Origin of the sequence: Pseudomonas sp. BN515 (assembly GCF_029873155.1) — a bacterium.
Classification (GTDB): Bacteria; Pseudomonadota; Gammaproteobacteria; order Pseudomonadales; family Pseudomonadaceae; genus Metapseudomonas.
Genome location: NZ_SSOH01000071.1, coordinates 176,869 through 195,906 on the forward strand (window position 1 = coordinate 176,869; position 19,038 = coordinate 195,906).

18 protein-coding genes are annotated in these 19,038 nt (G+C 65.0%); 10 read left to right on the top strand and 8 right to left on the bottom strand.

The annotated features are described in order from the left end of the window. Window positions 1-93 precede the first annotated feature (93 nt). Entirely contained in the window at window positions 94-1,116 is a 1,023-nt protein-coding gene (locus E8E91_RS17895) for a patatin-like phospholipase family protein (protein WP_280366002.1), read from the bottom strand. Window positions 1,117-1,302: 186 nt separating this feature from the next. Here E8E91_RS17895 and E8E91_RS17900 point away from each other — a divergent pair, with 186 nt between their 5' ends. Further along, window positions 1,303-1,581, top strand: coding sequence for a hypothetical protein (locus tag E8E91_RS17900; protein ID WP_280366000.1), 279 nt, complete (start codon window positions 1,303-1,305; stop codon window positions 1,579-1,581). A 20-nt stretch (window positions 1,582-1,601) separates the two neighbouring features. Here the strand turns inward: E8E91_RS17900 and E8E91_RS17905 are convergent, their stop codons facing one another. After that, the gene (locus E8E91_RS17905; RefSeq protein WP_280377442.1) at window positions 1,602-2,624 is read right to left on the bottom strand and encodes an AraC family transcriptional regulator; all 1,023 of its coding nucleotides are present in this window, start codon (window positions 2,622-2,624) and stop codon (window positions 1,602-1,604) included. Between the two features lie 138 nt (window positions 2,625-2,762). Here E8E91_RS17905 and E8E91_RS17910 point away from each other — a divergent pair, with 138 nt between their 5' ends. From E8E91_RS17910 to E8E91_RS17930, 5 genes are all read left to right on the top strand, one after another. Beyond that, the gene (locus E8E91_RS17910; protein WP_280377445.1) at window positions 2,763-4,232 is read left to right on the top strand and encodes an NAD(P)/FAD-dependent oxidoreductase; all 1,470 of its coding nucleotides are present in this window, start codon (window positions 2,763-2,765) and stop codon (window positions 4,230-4,232) included. Then, window positions 4,216-5,154, top strand: coding sequence for an alpha/beta hydrolase (locus E8E91_RS17915; RefSeq protein ID WP_280377448.1), 939 nt, complete (start codon window positions 4,216-4,218; stop codon window positions 5,152-5,154). Before E8E91_RS17910 ends, E8E91_RS17915 begins: the two co-directional genes overlap by 17 nt. A 1-nt stretch (window position 5,155) precedes the next feature. After that, window positions 5,156-5,917: an SDR family oxidoreductase gene (locus E8E91_RS17920; protein WP_280377450.1), complete on the top strand. Its 762-nt coding sequence runs from the start codon at window positions 5,156-5,158 to the stop codon at window positions 5,915-5,917. A 397-nt stretch (window positions 5,918-6,314) separates the two neighbouring features. After that, window positions 6,315-6,656, top strand: coding sequence for a ribonuclease E inhibitor RraB (locus tag E8E91_RS17925; RefSeq protein ID WP_151133107.1), 342 nt, complete (start codon window positions 6,315-6,317; stop codon window positions 6,654-6,656). Between the two features lie 171 nt (window positions 6,657-6,827). After that, the gene (locus tag E8E91_RS17930; RefSeq protein WP_280377452.1) at window positions 6,828-7,535 is read left to right on the top strand and encodes a type 1 glutamine amidotransferase; all 708 of its coding nucleotides are present in this window, start codon (window positions 6,828-6,830) and stop codon (window positions 7,533-7,535) included. 151 nt (window positions 7,536-7,686) lie between these two features. On the opposite strand, the gene E8E91_RS17935 is transcribed toward E8E91_RS17930, so the two are convergent. The 6 genes from E8E91_RS17935 to E8E91_RS17960 all read right to left on the bottom strand — a co-directional run bounded on the left by E8E91_RS17935 (window position 7,687) and on the right by E8E91_RS17960 (window position 14,257). After that, window positions 7,687-9,111: a gamma-aminobutyraldehyde dehydrogenase gene (locus E8E91_RS17935; protein ID WP_280377453.1), complete on the bottom strand. Its 1,425-nt coding sequence runs from the start codon at window positions 9,109-9,111 to the stop codon at window positions 7,687-7,689. 173 nt (window positions 9,112-9,284) lie between these two features. After that, window positions 9,285-10,091, bottom strand: a complete 807-nt coding sequence (locus E8E91_RS17940) for an ABC transporter permease (RefSeq protein ID WP_280377455.1) — start codon at window positions 10,089-10,091, stop codon at window positions 9,285-9,287. Further along, a complete protein-coding gene (locus tag E8E91_RS17945) occupies window positions 10,081-11,019 on the bottom strand; it encodes an ABC transporter permease (RefSeq protein WP_280377460.1) in 939 nt (312 codons plus the stop codon). Before E8E91_RS17945 ends, E8E91_RS17940 begins: the two co-directional genes overlap by 11 nt. A gap of 3 nt (window positions 11,020-11,022) precedes the next feature. Beyond that, window positions 11,023-12,033 carry an ABC transporter ATP-binding protein gene (locus E8E91_RS17950; protein ID WP_280365980.1) on the bottom strand — a complete coding sequence of 337 codons (1,011 nt, stop codon included), beginning with the start codon at window positions 12,031-12,033 and terminating at the stop codon, window positions 11,023-11,025. A gap of 215 nt (window positions 12,034-12,248) precedes the next feature. Then, complete coding sequence (gene ydcS / locus E8E91_RS17955; protein WP_280377463.1) at window positions 12,249-13,400, bottom strand: putative ABC transporter substrate-binding protein YdcS; 1,152 nt, start codon at window positions 13,398-13,400, stop codon at window positions 12,249-12,251. A gap of 305 nt (window positions 13,401-13,705) precedes the next feature. Continuing rightward, entirely contained in the window at window positions 13,706-14,257 is a 552-nt protein-coding gene (locus E8E91_RS17960) for a peroxiredoxin (RefSeq protein WP_151134629.1), read from the bottom strand. Between the two features lie 440 nt (window positions 14,258-14,697). Between E8E91_RS17960 and E8E91_RS17965 the strand changes: the two genes are divergently transcribed. The 4 genes from E8E91_RS17965 (at window position 14,698) to E8E91_RS17980 (ending at window position 18,691) form a co-directional block, all read left to right on the top strand. Beyond that, window positions 14,698-16,107 (top strand): circularly permuted type 2 ATP-grasp protein, encoded by a 1,410-nt coding sequence (locus E8E91_RS17965; protein ID WP_280377465.1) that lies wholly within the window; start codon window positions 14,698-14,700, stop codon window positions 16,105-16,107. A 2-nt stretch (window positions 16,108-16,109) separates the two neighbouring features. Continuing rightward, window positions 16,110-17,060, top strand: a complete 951-nt coding sequence (locus tag E8E91_RS17970; RefSeq protein WP_190828277.1) for an alpha-E domain-containing protein — start codon at window positions 16,110-16,112, stop codon at window positions 17,058-17,060. Beyond that, window positions 17,057-17,854, top strand: coding sequence for a transglutaminase family protein (locus tag E8E91_RS17975; RefSeq protein ID WP_280365971.1), 798 nt, complete (start codon window positions 17,057-17,059; stop codon window positions 17,852-17,854). The genes E8E91_RS17970 and E8E91_RS17975 overlap by 4 nt, the downstream gene beginning before the upstream one ends. A 105-nt stretch (window positions 17,855-17,959) precedes the next feature. Continuing rightward, window positions 17,960-18,691, top strand: coding sequence for a proteasome-type protease (locus E8E91_RS17980; protein WP_280365968.1), 732 nt, complete (start codon window positions 17,960-17,962; stop codon window positions 18,689-18,691). The last annotated feature ends 347 nt before the right edge of the window (window positions 18,692-19,038 follow it).

Sequence of the window (19,038 nt, forward strand, 5' to 3'; positions counted from 1 at the left end):
ACGGGATGGTTCTGCGTGACCTTGGACAACGGGCAGCTTCGCTGCCCTTCGCGAATGAATTCGCTCCTACAGAAAGAAGATTGAGCTCCGCAATTAATTCCCCTGCTCGTACCGTTCCAATGTCTCGCGGGCAATCTGCCGGCCCAGCTGGATCAGCTCCGGCGCCTTGTAGAACTCGAAGAAGCGGCACACGCGCTTGGGCACGTTGATCAGGATGTCCGGCGGGTAGCCGGCAATCTTGTACTGGGCGAGCGACGTCTGCATCACCTCGAAACTCTGGTTCACCAGGTCCAGCAAGGACGCGGGGCCGATGTTGGCCACGACATGCGAGCCACTGGCGGACCTGGGCGCGCCGTCGGTTTCCGGGGCGGCGGCTGGCTGCTGCATCTGCGGCGCCACGTCCTCCAGCCAGGGGTTGCCGCCGGGCAGGCTCTCCGGGTCGAGGATGTCGTGGGCCTCCGGGCCGCGCTTGAGGAAGGGCAGGCGTGAGCCGAGGGAGGCCATCAGTGCGTCAATGCGGCCCTTGATCGCCGGGGGCCGCTCGATCACCGGAAGCTGGTACTCGCGCTGGGTGGTGGCGTTGAGGTTGACGGCGATGATCAGGTCACAGTGGCTGGAGACCACCGGAACGATCGGCAGCGGGTTGAGCAGGCCGCCATCCACCAGCATGCGGCTGCCCTGGACCACCGGGGTGAACAGGCTGGGAATGGCAGCGGATGCCCGCATGGCCTGATGCAGGCAGCCCTCCTGGAACCAGATTTCCTGTTGGTTGGTAAGGTCGGTGGCCACTGCCGTATAGGGGATGGAGAGGTCTTCGATATTGATCTCGCCGACGATCTCGCGAATGCGTCCGAACACCTTCTCGCCGCGAAGGGCGCCCAGGCGGAAGCTCACATCGAGCAGGCGCAATACGTCGAGGTAGTCGAGGCTTTCGGTCCAGTCGCGATAGGTGTGCAGCTTGCCGGCGGCGTAGATGCCGCCCACCACAGCCCCCATGGAGCAGCCGGCGATGCAGGCGATTTCATAGCCGCGCGCCTCGATTTCCTCGATGACGCCGATGTGCGCGTAGCCCCGTGCGCCCCCCGATCCCAACACCAGTGCCACGCGTTTTCTCATGCGCAAATCCCCTGTCTATGGCGTTGACGATACGCCCGCGTCAGTGCTGCCGCCAAGGTGCACCGTACCCCGGCGAGGGCCGGCCGTCGGTGCGTGTCGACCAGTAGACGGAGTTGAATCTTCCCGGTACCGAACCGTCTGCCGAGGAACTAGACTCTGTCGATCTTCAACAAAGGAGTTATATCGATGAAAGCCTGGATCAGCCTGCCTCTGATCGCCCTTGTGTTAGCGGGATGCGCCGGCAAGACGGCCTATCGCGACAGTTGCGCGGACCAGCTCGACGCCGCCTGGAAGGAACTGGACCTGGCCAAGGCCGAAGGCTTCTCCGGAACCGTGAGCTACTCCAAGGCGCTGAGCCTGCTGACCGCAGCCAAGACCCAGCAGCAGTTCGAGGCCTTCGAGGGCTGCTCCAACAAGGCCGAGAAGGCGCGTTTCTACATACGCGAGTCGCGCGCCGGCCGCTGACCGCTCTCGCCCGCTGAGATTCAGGCTCCGCGGGTGGACGCCCTGTACTGACGGGGCGTAATCCCTTTCCAGCGCTTGAAGGCGTGGATGAAGTTCGACACTTCGCCATAGCCCAGGCGCTCGGCAATTTCCTCCAGGCGCAGCGCCGTGGAGCTCAGCAGTTCTTCGGCCAGCGCGCCCAGCACTTCCTCCTGCAATTGCCGGAAGCTGGTCCCTTCCGCTGCCAGCTTGCGCCGCAAGGTGCGTGAAGTCATGTGCAGCGTCTGCGCCAGGCGCTCCATATCCGGCAGTTGCCCCGGCCGGGCCAGCAGCAGGTCGCGGGCACGTCCGGCGAGGCCCGCGCGCTCCCGGCGGCGGGCCAGGATGATCCTGCACTGTTCCTCGCAATGCCCGGCCACCTGCGGGTTGGCGCCGGGCAGGGGAAGGTCGAGCAGTGAACGGGAGAACACGATGCAGTTGTCGTCCGCGCCGAAGAGGGGCGTCACCCCCAACAGTTCGCGCCAGGGAGCGATGTCGTCGGGTGGAGGAATGCGGAAGCGGGCGCGGAGTACGGGCATCTCGGTATTGACCAGGTCGCGGTGCACGCTGAGAGCTCCGGAAACATCGCGTTCCAGCAGGAAGCTGCGCAGGTCTTCGGGCGGCGATTGCTCTTCCAGGGTCAGCCATGCCTCATCGTCCCGTTCCTCCAGATGCATGCTGTGGAATGCGTAGGTCAAGTCCAGGTAGCGCAGGCCCAGTTGCGCTGCACTGCGGTAGGTGGCGCTGCTCAGCAGGGCAAAGCCCCAGATGCCGTAGGTGTTGAGGCGATAGCGCCGTCCGGCCTCAAGGCCCATTCCGGGGCGCTGGCCGAGAAGGCGGGCCAGATTGCGCAACAGTTCCAGCTCCTGGCTGGCCTCCACCTCGGCGCCTGGGTCGCCCAGCAGGCGCCAGTCCAGCCCGGTGCCGGCCAGGCATTGTTCCAGGGTGAGGCCCTGGTCGAGGCCGAACTGGGTCATCAATTGCACGCTGATGGCGCTGCGCCGGGGCGATCGGGGGAGGGGCATCGGTGGTCTCTGTGGGGTTGTCCGAAACTCACAATTTGCTGTCCGACTATGCCATAACGCGTGGCCATTGGCCGAACTAGGATTTTCCCCACTGCGCAGGCCGTCGTGCCCGCGCGGGACCATCCATGGGAGATAACAATGACCAACAGTTCCCAGCCAGGCGCGTCCGTGCACGTGCTGATCATCGGCGCTGGTTTCGGCGGCCTGGGCCTGGCAATCCAACTGCAGAAGGCCGGCATCCATGACTTCCTCATCCTGGAGAAGGGCAGCGATGTCGGCGGCACCTGGCGCGACAACAGTTACCCCGGTGCAGCCTGCGACGTGCCCTCGCACCTCTATTCCTTTTCCTTCGAGCCCAAGGCCGACTGGTCGCGCAAGTTCGCCCCGCAGGCGGAGATCTTCGCCTACCAGCGCCACTGCGCCGACAAGTACGGCCTGCGCCGGCACATCCGTTTCAGTTGCGAGGTGGAAGGCGCCGAATTCGATGAGCCCAGCGGCACCTGGCAGGTTAGGACCCGCAGCGGCGAGCGTTTTCGAACCAGGGCGCTGGTCAGTGCCTGCGGGCAATTGAATCGCCCGGTCTGGCCACGTATCCCGGGGCTGGAGGGCTTCAAGGGTGCGCTGTTCCATTCGGCAGGCTGGAACCATGACTACCCGCTGGACGGCAAGCGGGTGGCGGTGATCGGCACCGGGGCCAGCGCCATCCAGTTCGTCCCGCAAATCGCCCCGAAAGTCGCCAAGCTGAGCCTGTTCCAGCGCTCGGCGGCTTATGTGATTCCCAAGCCGGACCGTGCCTACCGCTCCTGGGAGCGCGCGCTGATGCGGCGCCTGCCTTGGCTGCAGAAGGTGGACCGGGTGCTCAAGTACATCCAGCACGAGTCGCGGGTGCTGGCGTTCACGGTGATCCCGCCGCTGATGAAGCTGATGCAGTTCCGCTTCCGCCAGCATCTGGCACGGGGCATCGCCGACCCGGCGCTGCGCCAGCGCCTGGTGCCGGACTACCCGCTGGGCTGCAAGCGCATCCTGATCTCCAACGACTTCTACCCGGCGCTGGCGCGACCCAATGTGGAGGTGATCGATGACGGCATCGGCGAAGTCACCGAAAACGCCGTGGTGACCCGCGACGGGCAGCGCCACGAGGTGGACGCCATCATCCTCGGCACCGGCTTCGCCGCCACGGATTTCCTGGCCCCCATGAGCATTCGCGGGCGGGGCGGGCGCGACCTGAACCAGGCCTGGCAAGCGGGCGCCGAGGCCTATCTCGGGGTCAGCGTCAGCGGCTTCCCGAACCTGTTCATCCTCTACGGCCCCAATACCAACCTCGGGCACAACTCGATCATCTACATGCTGGAAAGCCAGTTCCGCTACGTGCTCGACGGAATCCGGGCGCTGCAGGGTCTACGCTACCTCGACCTCAAGCCCGAGGTGCAGCAGCGCTTCAACCAGCGGCTACAACGGGATGTGCGCCACACCGTCTGGGAGCAGGGCTGCAACAGTTGGTACAAGACCGCTGACGGCCGCAACACCAACAACTGGCCGGGATTCACCTTCAGCTACCGTCAACAGACCCGTCGCCTGGAGCTGGACCTCTATGAATGCACCCGTTGAATTCACCGCCCCCGAGCCCGGCCAGCCGCTGTTGCGCGCGACCTTGCGCGGAGCCCTGCGCTTGCTGTTTCGTGGCCTGATGCGGCCACCGCTGCCTGTGTCGCTGCAGCGGCTGGTATTGCGCCTGCTCACCGCTAGCACCCTGGCGCCCCGGGACGTGATGCGGGAAGCCGGCCAACTGGGCGGTCGCCCCTGTGAATGGCATCGGCCCCGGGGTGGCAGCCATGTGGTGCTGCTCTACCTCCACGGTGGCGCCTTCATCACCGGCTCGCCGGCCACCCACCGCGCCATCACGGCCAGCCTGGCCAGGCGCGCGGGAGTCGCCGTGTGTGCGCTGGACTATCGCCTGGCACCGGAACATCGCTTTCCTGCTGCCCGCGAGGACGCCGTGGCCGCCTACCGCGAGCTGTTGGAGGCCGGCTATCCGGCGTCGCGCATCGTCATCGGAGGCGATTCGGCCGGCGGCAACCTGACCCTGCTCTCCGCGCTGGAGATCCGCCACCAGGGCCTGCCGCAACCGGCCGGGCTGGTCTGCTTCTCGCCGGTGACCGACCTCAGCGGCACCGCGCAGCACAACCCCCCGGCAGGCGATCCGCTGATCCATCCGGCCTGGGTGGAGCAGGCCATGGACCTCTATTGCCCGCCGGATCTGGATCGACGTGATCCGGCGCTGTCGCCGCTGTTCGCCGATCTGTCCGGACTCTCGCCCATGCTGGTGCAAGTGGCCGAGGACGAAGTCCTCCGCGATGACAGCCTGCGCCTAGCCGAGCGGGTGCGGGCGGCTGGTGGTTGGGTGCGACTGGAGCGCTATCCGGGGCTCTGGCACGTGTTCCAGGCGCATACCGGCGTGCTGCGCCGGGCCGACGAGGCATTGGCCAGCGCTGCGGATTTCATCTGCCGGCACGTGGAAACGGAGGCGTGACATGCACAACATCCTGATCACGGGCGCCGCCTCCGGTATCGGCGCCGCGACGGCTCGCCTGTTCCATGACCGCGGCTGGCTGGTGGGGCTGGTGGACCGGGACACCGAGGCCCTGGCCACCCAGGCTGCCGCCCTGGGGGGCGTTTGGCACCAGGCGCTGGATGTGACTGACTTCGTCGCCGTCGAGGTCGCCCTGGCGGACTTCTGCGGTCGTCACGACGGCCAATTGCGCCTGCTGTTCAACTGCGCGGGCGTGTTGCGCTTCGGCCAGTTCGAAGAGATCGACATGGCCGAGCATGCGCGCATCCTCACCATCAACGTATTGGGGCTGGTGCAGGTGACCCACGCGGCCTTTCCCTACCTCAAGGCCACCCGTGGCGCCCAGGTGATCAACATGGGCTCCGCTTCGGGGGTTTACGGCACGCCGCACATGGCCAGCTACTCGGCCTCGAAGTTCGCGGTACGTGGCTTCACCGAAGCGCTGGAACTGGAATGGCGCCACCATGGCATCCGCGTTGGCGACCTGATGCCACCCTTCGTGCGCACGCCCATGGTCAGCAGCCAGCACTTCGAACCGCCCGTGCTGCGTCGTCTGGGGGTGAAGCTCAATGCCGAGGACATCGCCGAAGCCGCCTGGCAACAGGCCCACGGCGCCGCAGTGCACCGGCCGGTGAGCTGGCTGTTCCGGTTGATGTACGGCGCGGGACAGGTTTCGCCGGCCTGGGTGAATCGGGGGATCATGAAACTCCTGAGCGGTGCATGAGCCTGTAGGAGCGAGCTTGCTCGCGAAGTGCCCCGGCGCCACATTTCGCGAGCAGAGCTCGCTCCTACAACCGTCATTCCTGGGGCGCTTGGCTGGGAGGAAGGTCAATTTAATGACGAAAGATGCGTGAGCGCCGCCTGTCGCCACTTTTGTGACAATTTGTCCAGCTTTCCGGCAGACCGGGCGTGGTGGCGCTACCCTGCAAAATGAAAGCTGAAAGATCACTCGACGAGTGAATCAGTGACCGGGTCCGCGCGGGGCCCGGTCAAAGCCTGACGCTGTGTCTGCAGCGTCGGCCGGGGGCGGCACCGCAAGGTGTCGCGAAGCCGAGTTCACCGGCTTCTCGGAAACAGCGGAAAAGCGGAACTCTCATCCATCGCTAAGAGGAGGTCGTTTCATGAGCACAGCCTTCCACGATGATGTCAGCAGCAATCTGTTGCGCCGCATGAAAGAGGGCGGTTTCGATTTTGCCCGAGTTCATCCGATCGAGTTTTACGCCATCTTCCCCGACGAGGACCGGGCACGGCTGGCGGCGAAGAATTTTCGTGGTGAGTCCTTGAACGCCCAGGTGTCGGTTCGCGCCGATGGGGCCTGGCATCTTCAGGTGAGCAAGGTGATGTACGCCACCCACGCGGGAATTGGTGATTTCGAGCACGACTTGGAGGCCCTGGTGGTCCCGCTTGGTGGTGTGCTCGATGGCTGGGGCGTTACCCAGGAAGTCGGCGTCAAGCAACCCTGAGACCATCCCGGTTCGCGGCGGCCAGCCTGCTGCGAACCGGGCATTCCGGACAATGATCCGGCTGGTTTTCCTTCCCCCCTCTGCCTCGTGTATTCCCAGCAAAAACATACACTTCCCTTACTCGACCTCGGCATGGCCTTTGCCTCAGACTCCGATCACGGAGGGGACCCCATGACCGACATCCTTATTCTTACCCACGCGGATTTCTGCCCACCCGGCCACCTGGCCGACGTCCTGGATCGTGAGCAGCGCGACTTCACCGTATTGCGCACGGACCTGGGCGAACTGGATGGCTATGACCTCGATCGGCCGAAGGCCGTGGCCATCATGGGCGGGCCCATGAGCGTCAATGACCCGCTGCCCTGGATCAGGGCCGAAATCGACGCCTTGCGTCACTTCATCGCGCGCGACGTACCCATGATCGGACACTGCCTGGGCGGCCAGTTGCTGGCCCGCGCCCTGGACGCGTCGGTGCATCGCATGCCCTACACCGAGATTGGCTGGCAGCCGCTGGAAAAGCGTGCCCTGGCCACCGACAACCCCTGGATGGCGCACCTGCCGCAGGAGTTCTCGATCTACCAGTGGCACAGCGATACCTTCGACCTGCCCGAAGGTGCCCAGTGGCTGATGGACAGCCCCTGGTGCCCCAACCAGGGCTTCTCCTGGGGTGACAAGGTCCTGGCCCTGCAGGGCCATCCAGAGATGACCGAGGGCCTGGTGCAAGGCTGGCTGACCGATTGGGCGCACCTGCTGGACGAAACCCAGCCCAGCCAGCAGGCCAGGGCGCGCATGCTCGAAGACCTGCCCGTGAAGGTGAAGGCGTTGAACCAGGTGGCGGAAGGGTTCTATCGGCGTTGGTTGAATCTGGCGTTTGGCTAGAGCAGGTGTTTCTTCAGGGCGACAATTACTTGTAGGGGCGAATTCATTCGCCAAGGGCAGCGCAGCTGCCCCATGGGACTCCCAAGGGCAGACCTGCGGCCTGCTTGGCGAATGAATTCGCCCCTACAGGTTTCGTCGCTTTATTCGCGGCTCAGTGCCGGATCATCACATGCCGCACCACGGTGTAATCCTCCAGCCCGTACATGGACAGGTCCTTGCCATAGCCGGACTGCTTGAAGCCGCCGTGGGGCATTTCGTTGGTGAGCATGAAGTGGGTGTTGATCCAGGTGCAGCCGTACTGCAGGCGCGAGGCCACGGCGGCGGCGCGGCCCACGTCGCGGGTCCAGATCGATGACGCCAGGCCGTAATCGGAATCGTTGGCCCAGCGCACCGCCTCGTCCACGTCGCTGAAGGGCGTGACCGTCACTACCGGTCCGAACACTTCCCTGCGCACGATCTCGTCGTCCTGCTTCGCATGGGCCACCACCGTGGGCTCGTAGAAGAAGCCGCTACCGGCCACAGGCTTGCCGCCCGTGGCGATCTGGATGTGGGGCAGGGTGCTGGCACGTTCGACGAAGCCCGCTACGCGTTCGCGCTGGCTCTGGGTGATCAGCGGGCCGAGCTCGGTGGCCGGGTCGTTCTGCAGGCCGGTCTTGAGGCTGGACACCGCGCTGGCGAGGTCAGCCACGAAGTTGTCGTAGATCTTCTTGCCGGCATAGATACGGCAGGCCGCAGTGCAGTCCTGGCCCGCGTTGTAGAAACCGAAGGTGCGGATGCCCTCGACCACATCGGCCAGGTCGGCGTCATCGAAGATGATCACCGGCGCTTTGCCGCCCAGTTCCATATGGGTGCGTTTCACGCTCTCGGCGGCGCTCTTGATGATGGCCTTGCCAGTGCCCACCGAACCGGTCAGCGACACCATGCGCACCAGCGGGTGCGACACCAGTGGGCTGCCCACACTGGGGCCACGGCCGAGGACGATGTTCACCACGCCCGGTGGCAGGAGTTCGGCGATGAACTCCGATAGGCGCAGTGCGGTCAGCGGCGTTTGCTCCGAGGGCTTGAGTACCACGGTGTTGCCGGCTGCCAGTGCGGGGCCCAGCTTCCAGGCGGCCATCATCAGCGGGTAGTTCCAGGGCGCGATGGAGGCGATCACCCCGATCGGGTCGCGGCGGATCATCGAGGTGAAGCCCGGCAGGTATTCGCCCGCCGCCGAGCCTGTCAGGCAGCGGCTGGCACCCGCGAAGAAGCGGAACACGTCGGCCACGGCGGGAATCTCGTCGTTCAGTGCGGCGGCATAGGGTTTGCCGCAGTTGTCCGACTCCAGTTTTGCCAGCTCTTCGGCATGGCCTTCGATCTTGTCCGCCAGTTTCAGCAGCAGGGTGGCACGATCGCGCGGCGAGGTTCGCGCCCAGCCCTCAAAGGCCGCGTCGGCTGCTCGGACGGCGGCGTCGACCTGGGCTTCGCTGGCTTCGGGAATCTTCACCAGCACGGCGCCAGTGGCGGGGTTGAGGACGTCCAGGGCCTCGCCTTCGCCGGCGGAGAACTGGCCGTTGATCAGGAGTTTGGTTTGCATGGTGGAGTCCTCGTAGTCGTTCCCTCTCCCTTAGGGGAGAGGGCTAGGGAGAGGGTTGCGGAGTCGCCTGCAGCCGCATGGTCTGGATCAGCCCCGTCACCCTCACCCCCGGCCCCTCTCCCGCAAGCGGGAGAGGGGAGCAAAGCGAGGGAGAAGGTGCAGGCCTGGAACTCTCACTTCCCGCCCCCAGCCACCGTCTCGGTCCCGCGCGTCAGGTAGTAGGCGCCGAGGATGGGCAGCATGGTGGCGAGCATCACCAGCAGCGCCACCACGTTGGTCACCGGAACGTCGCGCGGGCGGCTGAGCTGGCTGAGCAGCCAGAGGGGCAGGGTCTGCTCGTGGCCGGCGGTGAAGGTGGTGACGATGATTTCGTCGAAGGACAGCGCGAAGGCCAGCATGCCGCCGGCCAGCAGGGCGGTGGCGATGTTCGGCAGGATGATGTAGCGGAAGGTCTGCCAGCCGTCGGCACCCAGGTCCATCGACGCCTCGATCAGGCTGTGGGAGGTGCGGCGGAAACGCGCGATCACATTGTTGTAGACGATCACCACGCAGAAGGTGGCGTGGCCGACGACGATGGTGAAGATGCCCGGCTCGATGCCGAGGGTCTTGAACGCCGAGAGCAGGGCGATGCCGGTGATGATGCCGGGCAGGGCGATGGGCAGGATCAGCATCAGGGTGATGCTCTCCTTGCCGAAGAAGTCGCGACGATAGAGCGCGGCGGCGGCCAAAGTGCCGAGCACCATGGCAAGGGTGGTGGCCAGGCACGCGACCTTCAGGGACAGGACAATGGCCTGCAACACGTCCTCGCGGCCACCCACCACGGAAAACCATTCCAGGGTGAAGCCCTGCAACGGGAAGCTGTAGGACGACTCCTCGGTGTTGAAGGCGTAGAGCAGGATCACCAGGATCGGGAAATGCAGGAAAACCAGCCCGCCCCAGGCTGCCAGGCGCAGGCCCCAGGATGCTTTCTCAGAGTGCATCGAAGGCCCCCAGCCGCTTGGCGATGGACAGGTAGATGGCGATCAGCACGATCGGCACCAGGGTGAAGGCCGCCGCCAGCGGGATGTTGCCTACCGAGCCCTGTTGCACGTAGACCATGGTGCCGATGAACAGGCCGCTTGGGCCCACCAGCTGCGGAATGATGAAGTCGCCCAGGGTCAGGCTGAAGGTGAAGATCGAGCCGGCCACGACGCCGGGGAAGGCCAGCGGCAGGATCACCTGAACGAAGGTCTGCCGGGGTCTGGCGCCGAGGTCGGCCGAAGCTTGCAGCAGCGACGGCGGCAGGCGTTCCAGGGACGCCTGGATCGGCAGGATCATGAACGGCAGCCAGATGTAGGTGAACACTAAAAAGCGCCCGAGGTGCGAGGTGGACAGGGTATTGCCGCCCAGGCCAGGCACGGTGAGCAGGCTGCCCAGCAGACCTTCCAGGTGAAGCTGCTGGATCAGCCAGTAGAAGATGCCGCCCTTGGCCAGGATCACCGTCCAGGCATACGCCTTGACGATGTAGCTGGCCCACATCGGCAGCATCACGGCGATATAGAAGAAGGCTTTCTCTTTCGGCGAGGCGAAGCGTGCCATGTAGTAGGCGATGGGGAAGGCCAGGACTGCGCTGGCCAGGCTCACGGCGATGGCCATGGTCAGGGTGCGCAGGATGATGTCGTAGTTGGCCGGGTTGAACAGGGCGCCGTAGTTGGCCAGGGTCAGGTCCGTCGACACCGCCATGGTGAAGTCGTCGAAGGTGTAGAAGCTCTGCCAGAGCAGGGCGAACAGCGAGCCGATGTAGATCACCCCGAACCAGATCAGCGGCGGGGTCAGGAGCAGCAGCAGGTAGAGCGTCGAGCGCCGGTAGAGCAGGTTGGAAATCCCCCGCAGCGGACCGCTCTGATGGCTGGCGATGACAGCGCTCATGGCCTACTCGCTGAGCGCGACCATCGCGCTGCGGGCCCAGCAGGCCTGCACCTGCTGGCCAGGTTGTGGGCGGGCGACGTCCGATTCCTCGCCATTGGGCAGGCTCACTGCCAGGCGTCCGCCACCTTCCAGATTGAGCTCGTAGCGGCTGCTGGCGCCGAGGTACTGCACGTCATGCACGGTGCCGCTGACTTGCAGCTCGCCGTTGCTGGCGCTGCCGAAGCGCACATGCTCCGGGCGCAGGGAGAAGGCCCCGGCCGTGCCGGTGAGGCGCTGGGCGAGGTCGCCGTGGAGCACGTTGGCGGTGCCGACGAATTCGGCAACGAAGCGGGTGGTCGGTTTGCGATAGAGGTTCTGCGGACTGTCCACCTGCTCGATACGGCCCTTGTTGAACACCGCCACGCGGTCGGACATGGACAGTGCCTCGCCCTGGTCGTGGGTGACGAAGATGAAGGTGATGCCGAGCTGGCGCTGCAGCTTCTTCAGCTCCACCTGCATCTGCTCGCGCAGCTTGAGGTCCAGCGCGCCTAGGGGTTCGTCCAGCAGCAGCACGCGCGGACGGTTGATCAGCGCACGGGCCAGGGCGACACGCTGGCGCTGGCCGCCGGACAGCTGCGCCGGTTTGCGGTCGCCATAGCCGGGCAGGGCAACCATGCCGAGGGCTTCCTCGGCGCGGGCCAGGCGCTCGGCCTTCGCCACGCCCTTCACCTTGAGCCCGTAGGCGACGTTGTCGCGCACGTTCATATGCGGGAACAGGGCGTAGTCCTGGAACACGGTGTTCACGTCGCGCTCGTAGGGCGGCAGGCCAGCGGCCTCTTCGCCGTGGATGCGGATGGAGCCTGAGGTGGGCTGCTCGAAACCGGCGATCAGGCGCAGGCAGGTGGTCTTGCCCGAACCCGAAGGGCCGAGCATGGAGAAGAACTCGCCGTCGCGGATCTCGATGGACACCCGGTCGACTGCCTTCACATCACCGTAGTGGCGGCAGACATCGGTGAACTGGACGGCTGTGGTCATGGGCATGACTCCAGAGGGCTTTGCTCCCTCTCCCTCCGGGAGAGGGCTGGGGTGAGGGGTATATCAGCCGCTCGGTGTTTCCAGGTGAGATGAACAAACTTCCTCTCCCTTCAGGGAGAGGGCTGGGGAGAGGGAAACGCCGCGCGGCGCCGAGCTACCCTCATCCGAACGCGGCCCGCCCCGGCCCCTCTCCCGCAAGCGGGAGAGGGGAGCTATCAGCGACCGCCCATGATCGCGATGTAGTCCTGCGTCCACCGGCTGTACGGAACAAACTTCCCGCCCTGGGCTTCCGGGGTTTTCCAGAAGGCGATCTGGTCGAATTGGTCGTAACCATTGGTGGCGCAACCGCTGGCGCCGAGGAGTTCGCTGCTCGTGCAGCCCTTGGCGACCACGGGCAGGGAGCCGAACCAGGCGGCGAGGTCACCCTGGACCTTGGGCTGCAGGGACCAGTCCATCCACTTGTAGGCGCAGTTCGGGTGCTTGGCGTCGACGTGCAGCATGGTGGTGTCGGCCCAGCCAGTGACCCCTTCTTTCGGGAACACGGTTTCAACCGGCTGCTTCTCGGCTTTCAGGGTGTTGGCCATGTAGCCCCAGGTGCTGGAGGCGGCCACGCCTTCGTTCTTGAAGTCGCTCATCTGTACCGTCGCGTCGTGCCAGTAGCGGTGCACCAGGCTGTGCTGTTTGCGCAGCAGGTCGAGCGCGGCGGTGTATTGCTCTTCGGTCAACTGGTACGGGTCCTTGATGCCCAGCTCCGGCCTGGCGCTCCTCAGGTAGAGGGCGGCGTCGGCGATATAGATGGGGCCGTCGTAGGCCTGCACGCGACCCTTGTTCGGCTTGCCGTCGGCCAGTTCCTGAGGCTCGAAGACCACTGCCCAGCTGTCCGGCGCCTTCTTGAACAGGTTGGTGTTGTACATCAGCAGGTTCGGCCCCCACTGGTAGGGGGTGCCGTAATGCACGCCGTTGACCGTGTGCCAGGGGGCGTCCTGGAGACGTTCGTCGAGGGTTTTCCAATTGGGGATCAGCGCGGTGTTGATCGGCTGCACGCGCTTGCCGAACACCAGGCGCAGGGAAGCATCGCCGGAGGCGGTGACCAGGTCGTAGCCGCCCTTGGCCATCAGACTGACCATCTCGTCGGAGGTGGCGGCGGTCTTCACGTTGACCTTGCAGCCGCTGTCTTTCTCGAACTGGGTGACCCAGTCGTAGTTCTTGTCCGACTCGCCGCGCTCGATGTAGCCGGGCCAGGCAATGATGTCGAGCTGGCCTTCGCCCTGGCCGACCTGCTTCAACGGTTCGGCGGCCTGGGCTGAAGCGGTGAGGCAGGCGCAACTGATGGCGAATGAAAGGAATAGGGGATTGAGCGAAGGCATTATCGACTCCTGTTGTACATGACGTGCGGAGCCTGTTCGGCGGAACTGCATGCCGTTGGCGGTGCGCTGAAAGCGAGCCGAAAAACACGGCCGCTGCTCGCATTGAGCAGCGTAGTTCGGGGCTTTGGGGCTGACAAGGAAGGGGCTGGGGGAGGTGGTTGCTCGGTGATTCGGGACGGTTTGCTGTAGGGGCGAATTCATTCGCCAAGCAGGCCGAAGGGCTGCCAATGGAAACTTCAGGGGGCCGCTGCGCGACCCTTGGCGAATGAATTCGCCCCTACAGGATTTGGTGAAGGCCAGACCGCTCAGTAATGCAGCGTCGCCTCCCCCTTGTGCCAGTTGCAGGGACACAACTCCTCCGTCAGCAGGGCATCGAGCAGGCGCAGGGTTTCCTGCGGGTTGCGGCCCACCAGCAGGTCGTTCACCGAGACATGCCGGATGACGTTGTCCGGATCGATGATGAAGGTCGCGCGCAGGGCAACGCCTTCGCGCCGATCGATGATGCCGAGGGCACCGGCCAGTTCGTGCTTGATGTCTGCCAGCCAGGGGAAGCTCAGCCCCTTCAGGTCCTTGTGGTCGCGTCGCCACGCGAGGTGGACGAACTCGCTATCGGTGGAGGCGCCGATCAGCAGGGTGTCGCGGTCGTTGAATTGCTCCAGCAGGTCACCGAATGCCTTGATCTCGGTGGGGCAAACGAAGGTGAAATCCTTGGGCCAGAAGAACAGCACTTTCCACTTGCCGAGAAAGCTGTCCTGGTTGACCCGCTTGAACGCGTGCTCAGGGCTGGCCGCGTGTTCCGAGTCGTGGTCCACCGCCAGCATGTCGAATGCCGGCAGCTTGTCTCCAATGGTGAGCATGGCAGGGGTGCTCCGGGGCAGGGGGAGGCATCGGATAGGGCAAGTATGGAAGGCTCCCGTGACCTTGGAAAATGTGTCCGGGCTATGCCGTCCATAGCGGGACGCTCATGACCGTAGGTCGGCGCGATTGCGGCCGTTTCAAAATCGCAACATATGCATAGAACAATCGGAACCTAGGGGCTTTGCGTGCCCGGACTAGACTGTCTGATCCAGGGAAGCTGGTGCCCCCGGCGTGACCAGGTTGAACACCCCACCGCTGTAATCCGTCAAACCCGGTACCGCCGCCTAATAGGGCGAGCTGGTCAGTTCCGCTTAGCGGGCTGCACCAGTCTGGGGCGCGATGACTGTGCGTGTGCTGCAAGTTGTTGAAATACAAACGGTTGTTGCGATGGCACGGGGCTTGCGATGGCGTAGAAGCCCGTGGCGACAAGGAGTTAGGCATGTCCCGCACCTTTTATGACGAGATGTATGACGCGAGTGGCGAATGCCGTCCGCACTACCGGGAATTCGCACGCTGGCTGGCGGACACGCCCCAGGAGTCGCTTGCTCAGCGGCGTCGCGAGGCCGACCTGCTGTTCCATCGCGCCGGTATCACCTTCACCCTCTATGGCGACGAGCAGGGCACCGAGCGCCTGATCCCCTTCGACACCATTCCCCGCGCCATTCCCATGAGCGAGTGGCGGACGGTGGAGAAGGGCTGCATCCAGCGCGTCAAGGCGCTGAACATGTTCCTCGCCGACCTCTATCACAGCCAGCGGATCATCAAGGCCGGGATCATCCCCGCCGAGCAGGTGCTGGCCAACGAGGGCTACCAGATCGCCATGCAGGGCCTCGACCTGCACCGCGATATCTACGCCCACATCGCCGGGGTGGACCTGGTGCGCGATGGCGACGGCACCTACTACGTGCTGGAAGACAACCTGCGCACGCCCAGCGGCGTCAGCTACATGCTCGAAGACCGCAAGATGATGATGCGGCTGTTCCCCGAGCTCTTCGCCGCCCAGCGCGTCGCGCCCATCGATCACTACCCGAACCTGCTGCTGGACACGCTGAAAAGCTCCAGCCCGCTGGACAACCCCAGCGTGGTGGTCCTGACCCCTGGACGCTTCAACAGCGCCTATTTCGAGCACGCCTTCCTCGCCCGCGAGATGGGCGTGGAGCTGGTGGAAGGGGCCGACCTGTTTGTCCGTGACGACCGAGTGTTCATGCGTACCACCGCCGGCCCGCAACCCGTCGACGTGATCTATCGGAGGCTGGACGACGCCTTCCTCGACCCGCTGGCCTTCAACCCGGAATCCATGCTCGGCGTGCCCGGCCTGCTGGCCGCCTACCGCTCCGGCAACGTGGTGCTGGCCAACGCCATCGGCACCGGCGTGGCAGACGACAAGTCCATCTACCCCTATGTCGGCGACATGATCCGTTTCTATCTGGACGAGGAACCCATCCTGAAGAACGTGCCCACCTGGCAATGCCGCAAGCCTGAAGAACTCTCCCACGTGCTGGCCAACCTGCCGGAGCTCGTGGTCAAGGAAACCCAGGGCTCCGGCGGCTACGGCATGCTGGTGGGGCCGGCGGCCAGCGCCAAGGAGATCGAAACCTTCCGCGAGCGGCTCAAGGCTCGCCCCGAGGCCTACATCGCCCAGCCCACGTTGTGCCTGTCCACCTGCCCGACCTTCGTCGAGAAGGGCATCGCCCCGCGCCATATTGACCTGCGGCCCTTCGTGCTCTCCGGCCGGGAAACCCGCCTGGTGCCCGGCGGCCTGACCCGCGTGGCGCTGCGTGAAGGCTCCCTGGTGGTGAACTCGTCCCAGGGCGGCGGCACCAAGGACACCTGGATCGTGGAGGACTGAGCATGCTGAGCAGAACTGCCTCCGAGCTTTACTGGATGTCGCGTTACCTGGAGCGCGCGGAGAACCTGGCGCGCATGCTGGACGTCAGCTACTCGCTGTCTCTCATGCCCCAGGACGGCCGCGGCGATGGCCTGGACGAGTTGGCCATGTCGCTGCTCAGCACCGGCACCCTGGAGCTGTACCAGGAGCGTCACGGCGAGCTGAACGCGGCGCGCATGCTGCACTTCTTCGCGCTCGACGCCGACAACCAGGCGAGCATCTTCAGCTGCCTGCGCGCTGCGCGAATCAATGCCCATGCCGTTCGCGGTCGGATCACCGCCGACATCTGGGAGAACATCAACGCCACCTGGCTGGAGATGCTGAACATCTCCAGCGAAGGGCTAGGCCGTTACGGAATCAGCCGTTTCTGCGAGTGGGTGAAAGAGCGCTCGCACCTGTTCCGTGGCGCCACCTACGGCACCATCATGCGTGGCGAGGCCTACAGCTTCATCCGCCTGGGCACCTTCATCGAACGGGCGGACAACACCTTGCGCCTGCTGGACTCGCGCTACGAGATGTTTGGTGAAGAGTCCGAGGAGGTCAGCGACCTCTCCGCACGCGGGTACTACCAGTGGAGCGCCTTGCTTCGCGCCCTGTCTTCCTTCGAGGCCTACACCGAGGTCTACCGGGGTTCCCCGGATGCCCGCCAGATATCCGAACTCCTGCTGCTGCGCGCTGATGTACCGCGTTCGCTGCGGGCCTGCATGGAAGAGTTGAACCACATCCTTTCCCACCTGCCGGGCGATAACGGCCGCCCAGCCCAGCGTCTGGCCGCCGAGCTGGACGCGCGGCTGCGCTACACCGCCATCGACGAGATCCTCGACGAAGGCCTGCATACCTGGCTCACCGATTTCATCCTGCTGGTCCGGCAACTTGCCCGTGCCATCCATAGCTCGTACCTGGAGGCTGTATGAAACTGTCCATCCGCCACGACACCACCTACCGCTACGACGACCAGGTCCGCGCCAGCATCCAGTACCTGCGCCTGACGCCCCAGGAAAGCGAACGCCAGCATGTGCTCAGCTGGCAGCTCACGCTGCCGCATCCGGTGCGCGCGCAGGTCGACCCCTTCGGCAACATCCTTCATGTGCTGACCCTGGACGAACCCCATGACGCCATCGTCATCAGCGCCCGTGGCCAGGTGGAGATCGACGAGCGACGCGAGGCCGAGCACGACAAGCATTCGGCCCTGCCGTTCCTGCGTTTCACCCGCTTGACCACCGCGGACGAGGCCCTGCGCGAGTTCGCCGCCCTTCAATGCGGCAGCCGCCGGGATCGCAGCGGATTGATCGAACTGATGGAAGCCCTGCATGAGCAGATGCCCTTCAAGAGAGGCGTGACGCGCCTCGACAGCACGGCCGCGGAGGCCTTTGCCGGCCGCGCCGGTGTCTGCCAGGACCATACCCACGCTTTCCTCGCCTGCGCCCGCAGCCTGGGTGTGCCGGCGCGCTTCGTGTCGGGCTACCTCTACCAGGGCAATGACCAGAACCTGGCCAGCCACGCCTGGGCCGAGGCCTGGCTGGGCGATGCCTGGTACAGCTTCGACGTGACCAACAATCTGTCCCGTCCTGAGCGTCACCTGAAGCTGGCGGTGGGCCTGGATTACCTCGATGCCTGTCCGGTTCGCGGCATGCGCCGGGGCGGTGGTGGCGAGCAGATGCACGCGAAAGTGGATGCGCCGCCGCTGATGCTGGTGCAGACGCAGTAACGCGACTTTCCAGGCTTTCCCCAGCGCCGGCCGCCCCTTACTGCCAGCCCGCAAGGGCAGGTGGCCGGACTTACGACGGGGAGAGCCTCAACAAGGAGAACCGGCATGACCTATTGCGTCGCGATGCACCTGGCCGACGGCCTGGTGTTCGTATCGGACTCGCGCACCAATGCGGGCATCGACCACATCGCTACCTTCCGCAAGCTCTACTCTTTCGGCGTCACGGGGGAGCGGCTGATCGTACTGCAGAGCGCTGGCAACCTGGCGACCTCGCAGTCGGTGGTGAACCTGCTCAAGCAGCGCCTGAACGGCCCGAAGCCGAACCTGCACAATGTGCCGACCCTCTACGACGCCACCGCGCTGGTGGCCGAGACCATTCGTGAGGTGATCGCCCGCGACGGCGCACCGCTAGCCGGCAATACCGACCTGACCTGCTCCTTCCTGGTAGGCGGGCAGATCGCCGGCAATCCGCCGGATCTCTACAGCATCTACCCCCAGGGCAACTTCATTCAGGCCACCGTGGACACGCCCTTCCTGCAACTGGGGGAGAGCAAGTACGGCAAGCCGATCCTCGACCGCAACCTGGAGTTCGACACCAGCCTGGAAGAGGGCCTGCGCTGTGCCCTGGTGTCGTTCGATTCCACCATCCGAAGCAACCTGTCGGTGGGCATGCCACTGGACCTGCTGGTCTATCACCGCGACAGCCTGATCCTGCCGGCCGGCTACCGGGTGACGGAGGAGGACAAGTACTTCGCCGACATCCGCCGCCAATGGGCCGAAGGGCTGCAGGAACTGATCGGCGAACTGCCGCCTCCGCCGGTGGAATACAACGTGTGAGGGGCGGGGCCGATTCAGTGAGCCGGCCTGTTGGATGTGTGAGCAAATTCATTCGCGATTGAAATCGCTCCCACAGTTCGTCCGTGGCACGGCCACCTCCCTCTCCCTCTGGGAGAGGGTTGGGCTGAAGGCAGGTGGGCAATGCAGGGAGTTTGAGGGGAGACCTTCGGCCTCCTTGGCGATTGAAATCGCCCCCACAGTTGGTCCGTGGCACGGCCAGCCCCCTCTCCCACTTGTGGGAGAGGGTTGGGGTGAGGGCAGGTGGGCAATGCAGGGAGTTTGAGGGGGAGACCTTCGGCCTCCTTGGCGATTGAAATCGCCCCCACAGTTTGTTCGTGGCACGGCCA

Excerpts from the sequence above, each read along its gene's own strand:
- E8E91_RS17895 (WP_280366002.1), bottom strand. The coding sequence starts at position 1,116 with ATGAGAAAACGCGTGGCACTGGTGTTGGGATCGGGGGGCGCACGGGGC.
- E8E91_RS17930 (WP_280377452.1), top strand. The coding sequence starts at position 6,828 with ATGACCGACATCCTTATTCTTACCCACGCGGATTTCTGCCCACCCGGC.
- E8E91_RS17945 (WP_280377460.1), bottom strand. The coding sequence starts at position 11,019 with ATGAGCGCTGTCATCGCCAGCCATCAGAGCGGTCCGCTGCGGGGGATT.
- E8E91_RS17950 (WP_280365980.1), bottom strand. The coding sequence starts at position 12,033 with ATGACCACAGCCGTCCAGTTCACCGATGTCTGCCGCCACTACGGTGAT.
- E8E91_RS17940 (WP_280377455.1), bottom strand. The coding sequence starts at position 10,091 with ATGCACTCTGAGAAAGCATCCTGGGGCCTGCGCCTGGCAGCCTGGGGC.
- E8E91_RS17980 (WP_280365968.1), top strand. The coding sequence starts at position 17,960 with ATGACCTATTGCGTCGCGATGCACCTGGCCGACGGCCTGGTGTTCGTA.
- E8E91_RS17970 (WP_190828277.1), top strand. The coding sequence starts at position 16,110 with ATGCTGAGCAGAACTGCCTCCGAGCTTTACTGGATGTCGCGTTACCTG.
- E8E91_RS17915 (WP_280377448.1), top strand. The coding sequence starts at position 4,216 with ATGAATGCACCCGTTGAATTCACCGCCCCCGAGCCCGGCCAGCCGCTG.
- E8E91_RS17935 (WP_280377453.1), bottom strand. The coding sequence starts at position 9,111 with ATGCAAACCAAACTCCTGATCAACGGCCAGTTCTCCGCCGGCGAAGGC.
- E8E91_RS17900 (WP_280366000.1), top strand. The coding sequence starts at position 1,303 with ATGAAAGCCTGGATCAGCCTGCCTCTGATCGCCCTTGTGTTAGCGGGA.
- E8E91_RS17920 (WP_280377450.1), top strand. The coding sequence starts at position 5,156 with ATGCACAACATCCTGATCACGGGCGCCGCCTCCGGTATCGGCGCCGCG.
- E8E91_RS17965 (WP_280377465.1), top strand. The coding sequence starts at position 14,698 with ATGTCCCGCACCTTTTATGACGAGATGTATGACGCGAGTGGCGAATGC.
- E8E91_RS17925 (WP_151133107.1), top strand. The coding sequence starts at position 6,315 with ATGAGCACAGCCTTCCACGATGATGTCAGCAGCAATCTGTTGCGCCGC.
- ydcS (WP_280377463.1), bottom strand. The coding sequence starts at position 13,400 with ATGCCTTCGCTCAATCCCCTATTCCTTTCATTCGCCATCAGTTGCGCC.
- E8E91_RS17910 (WP_280377445.1), top strand. The coding sequence starts at position 2,763 with ATGACCAACAGTTCCCAGCCAGGCGCGTCCGTGCACGTGCTGATCATC.
- E8E91_RS17905 (WP_280377442.1), bottom strand. The coding sequence starts at position 2,624 with ATGCCCCTCCCCCGATCGCCCCGGCGCAGCGCCATCAGCGTGCAATTG.
- E8E91_RS17960 (WP_151134629.1), bottom strand. The coding sequence starts at position 14,257 with ATGCTCACCATTGGAGACAAGCTGCCGGCATTCGACATGCTGGCGGTG.
- E8E91_RS17975 (WP_280365971.1), top strand. The coding sequence starts at position 17,057 with ATGAAACTGTCCATCCGCCACGACACCACCTACCGCTACGACGACCAG.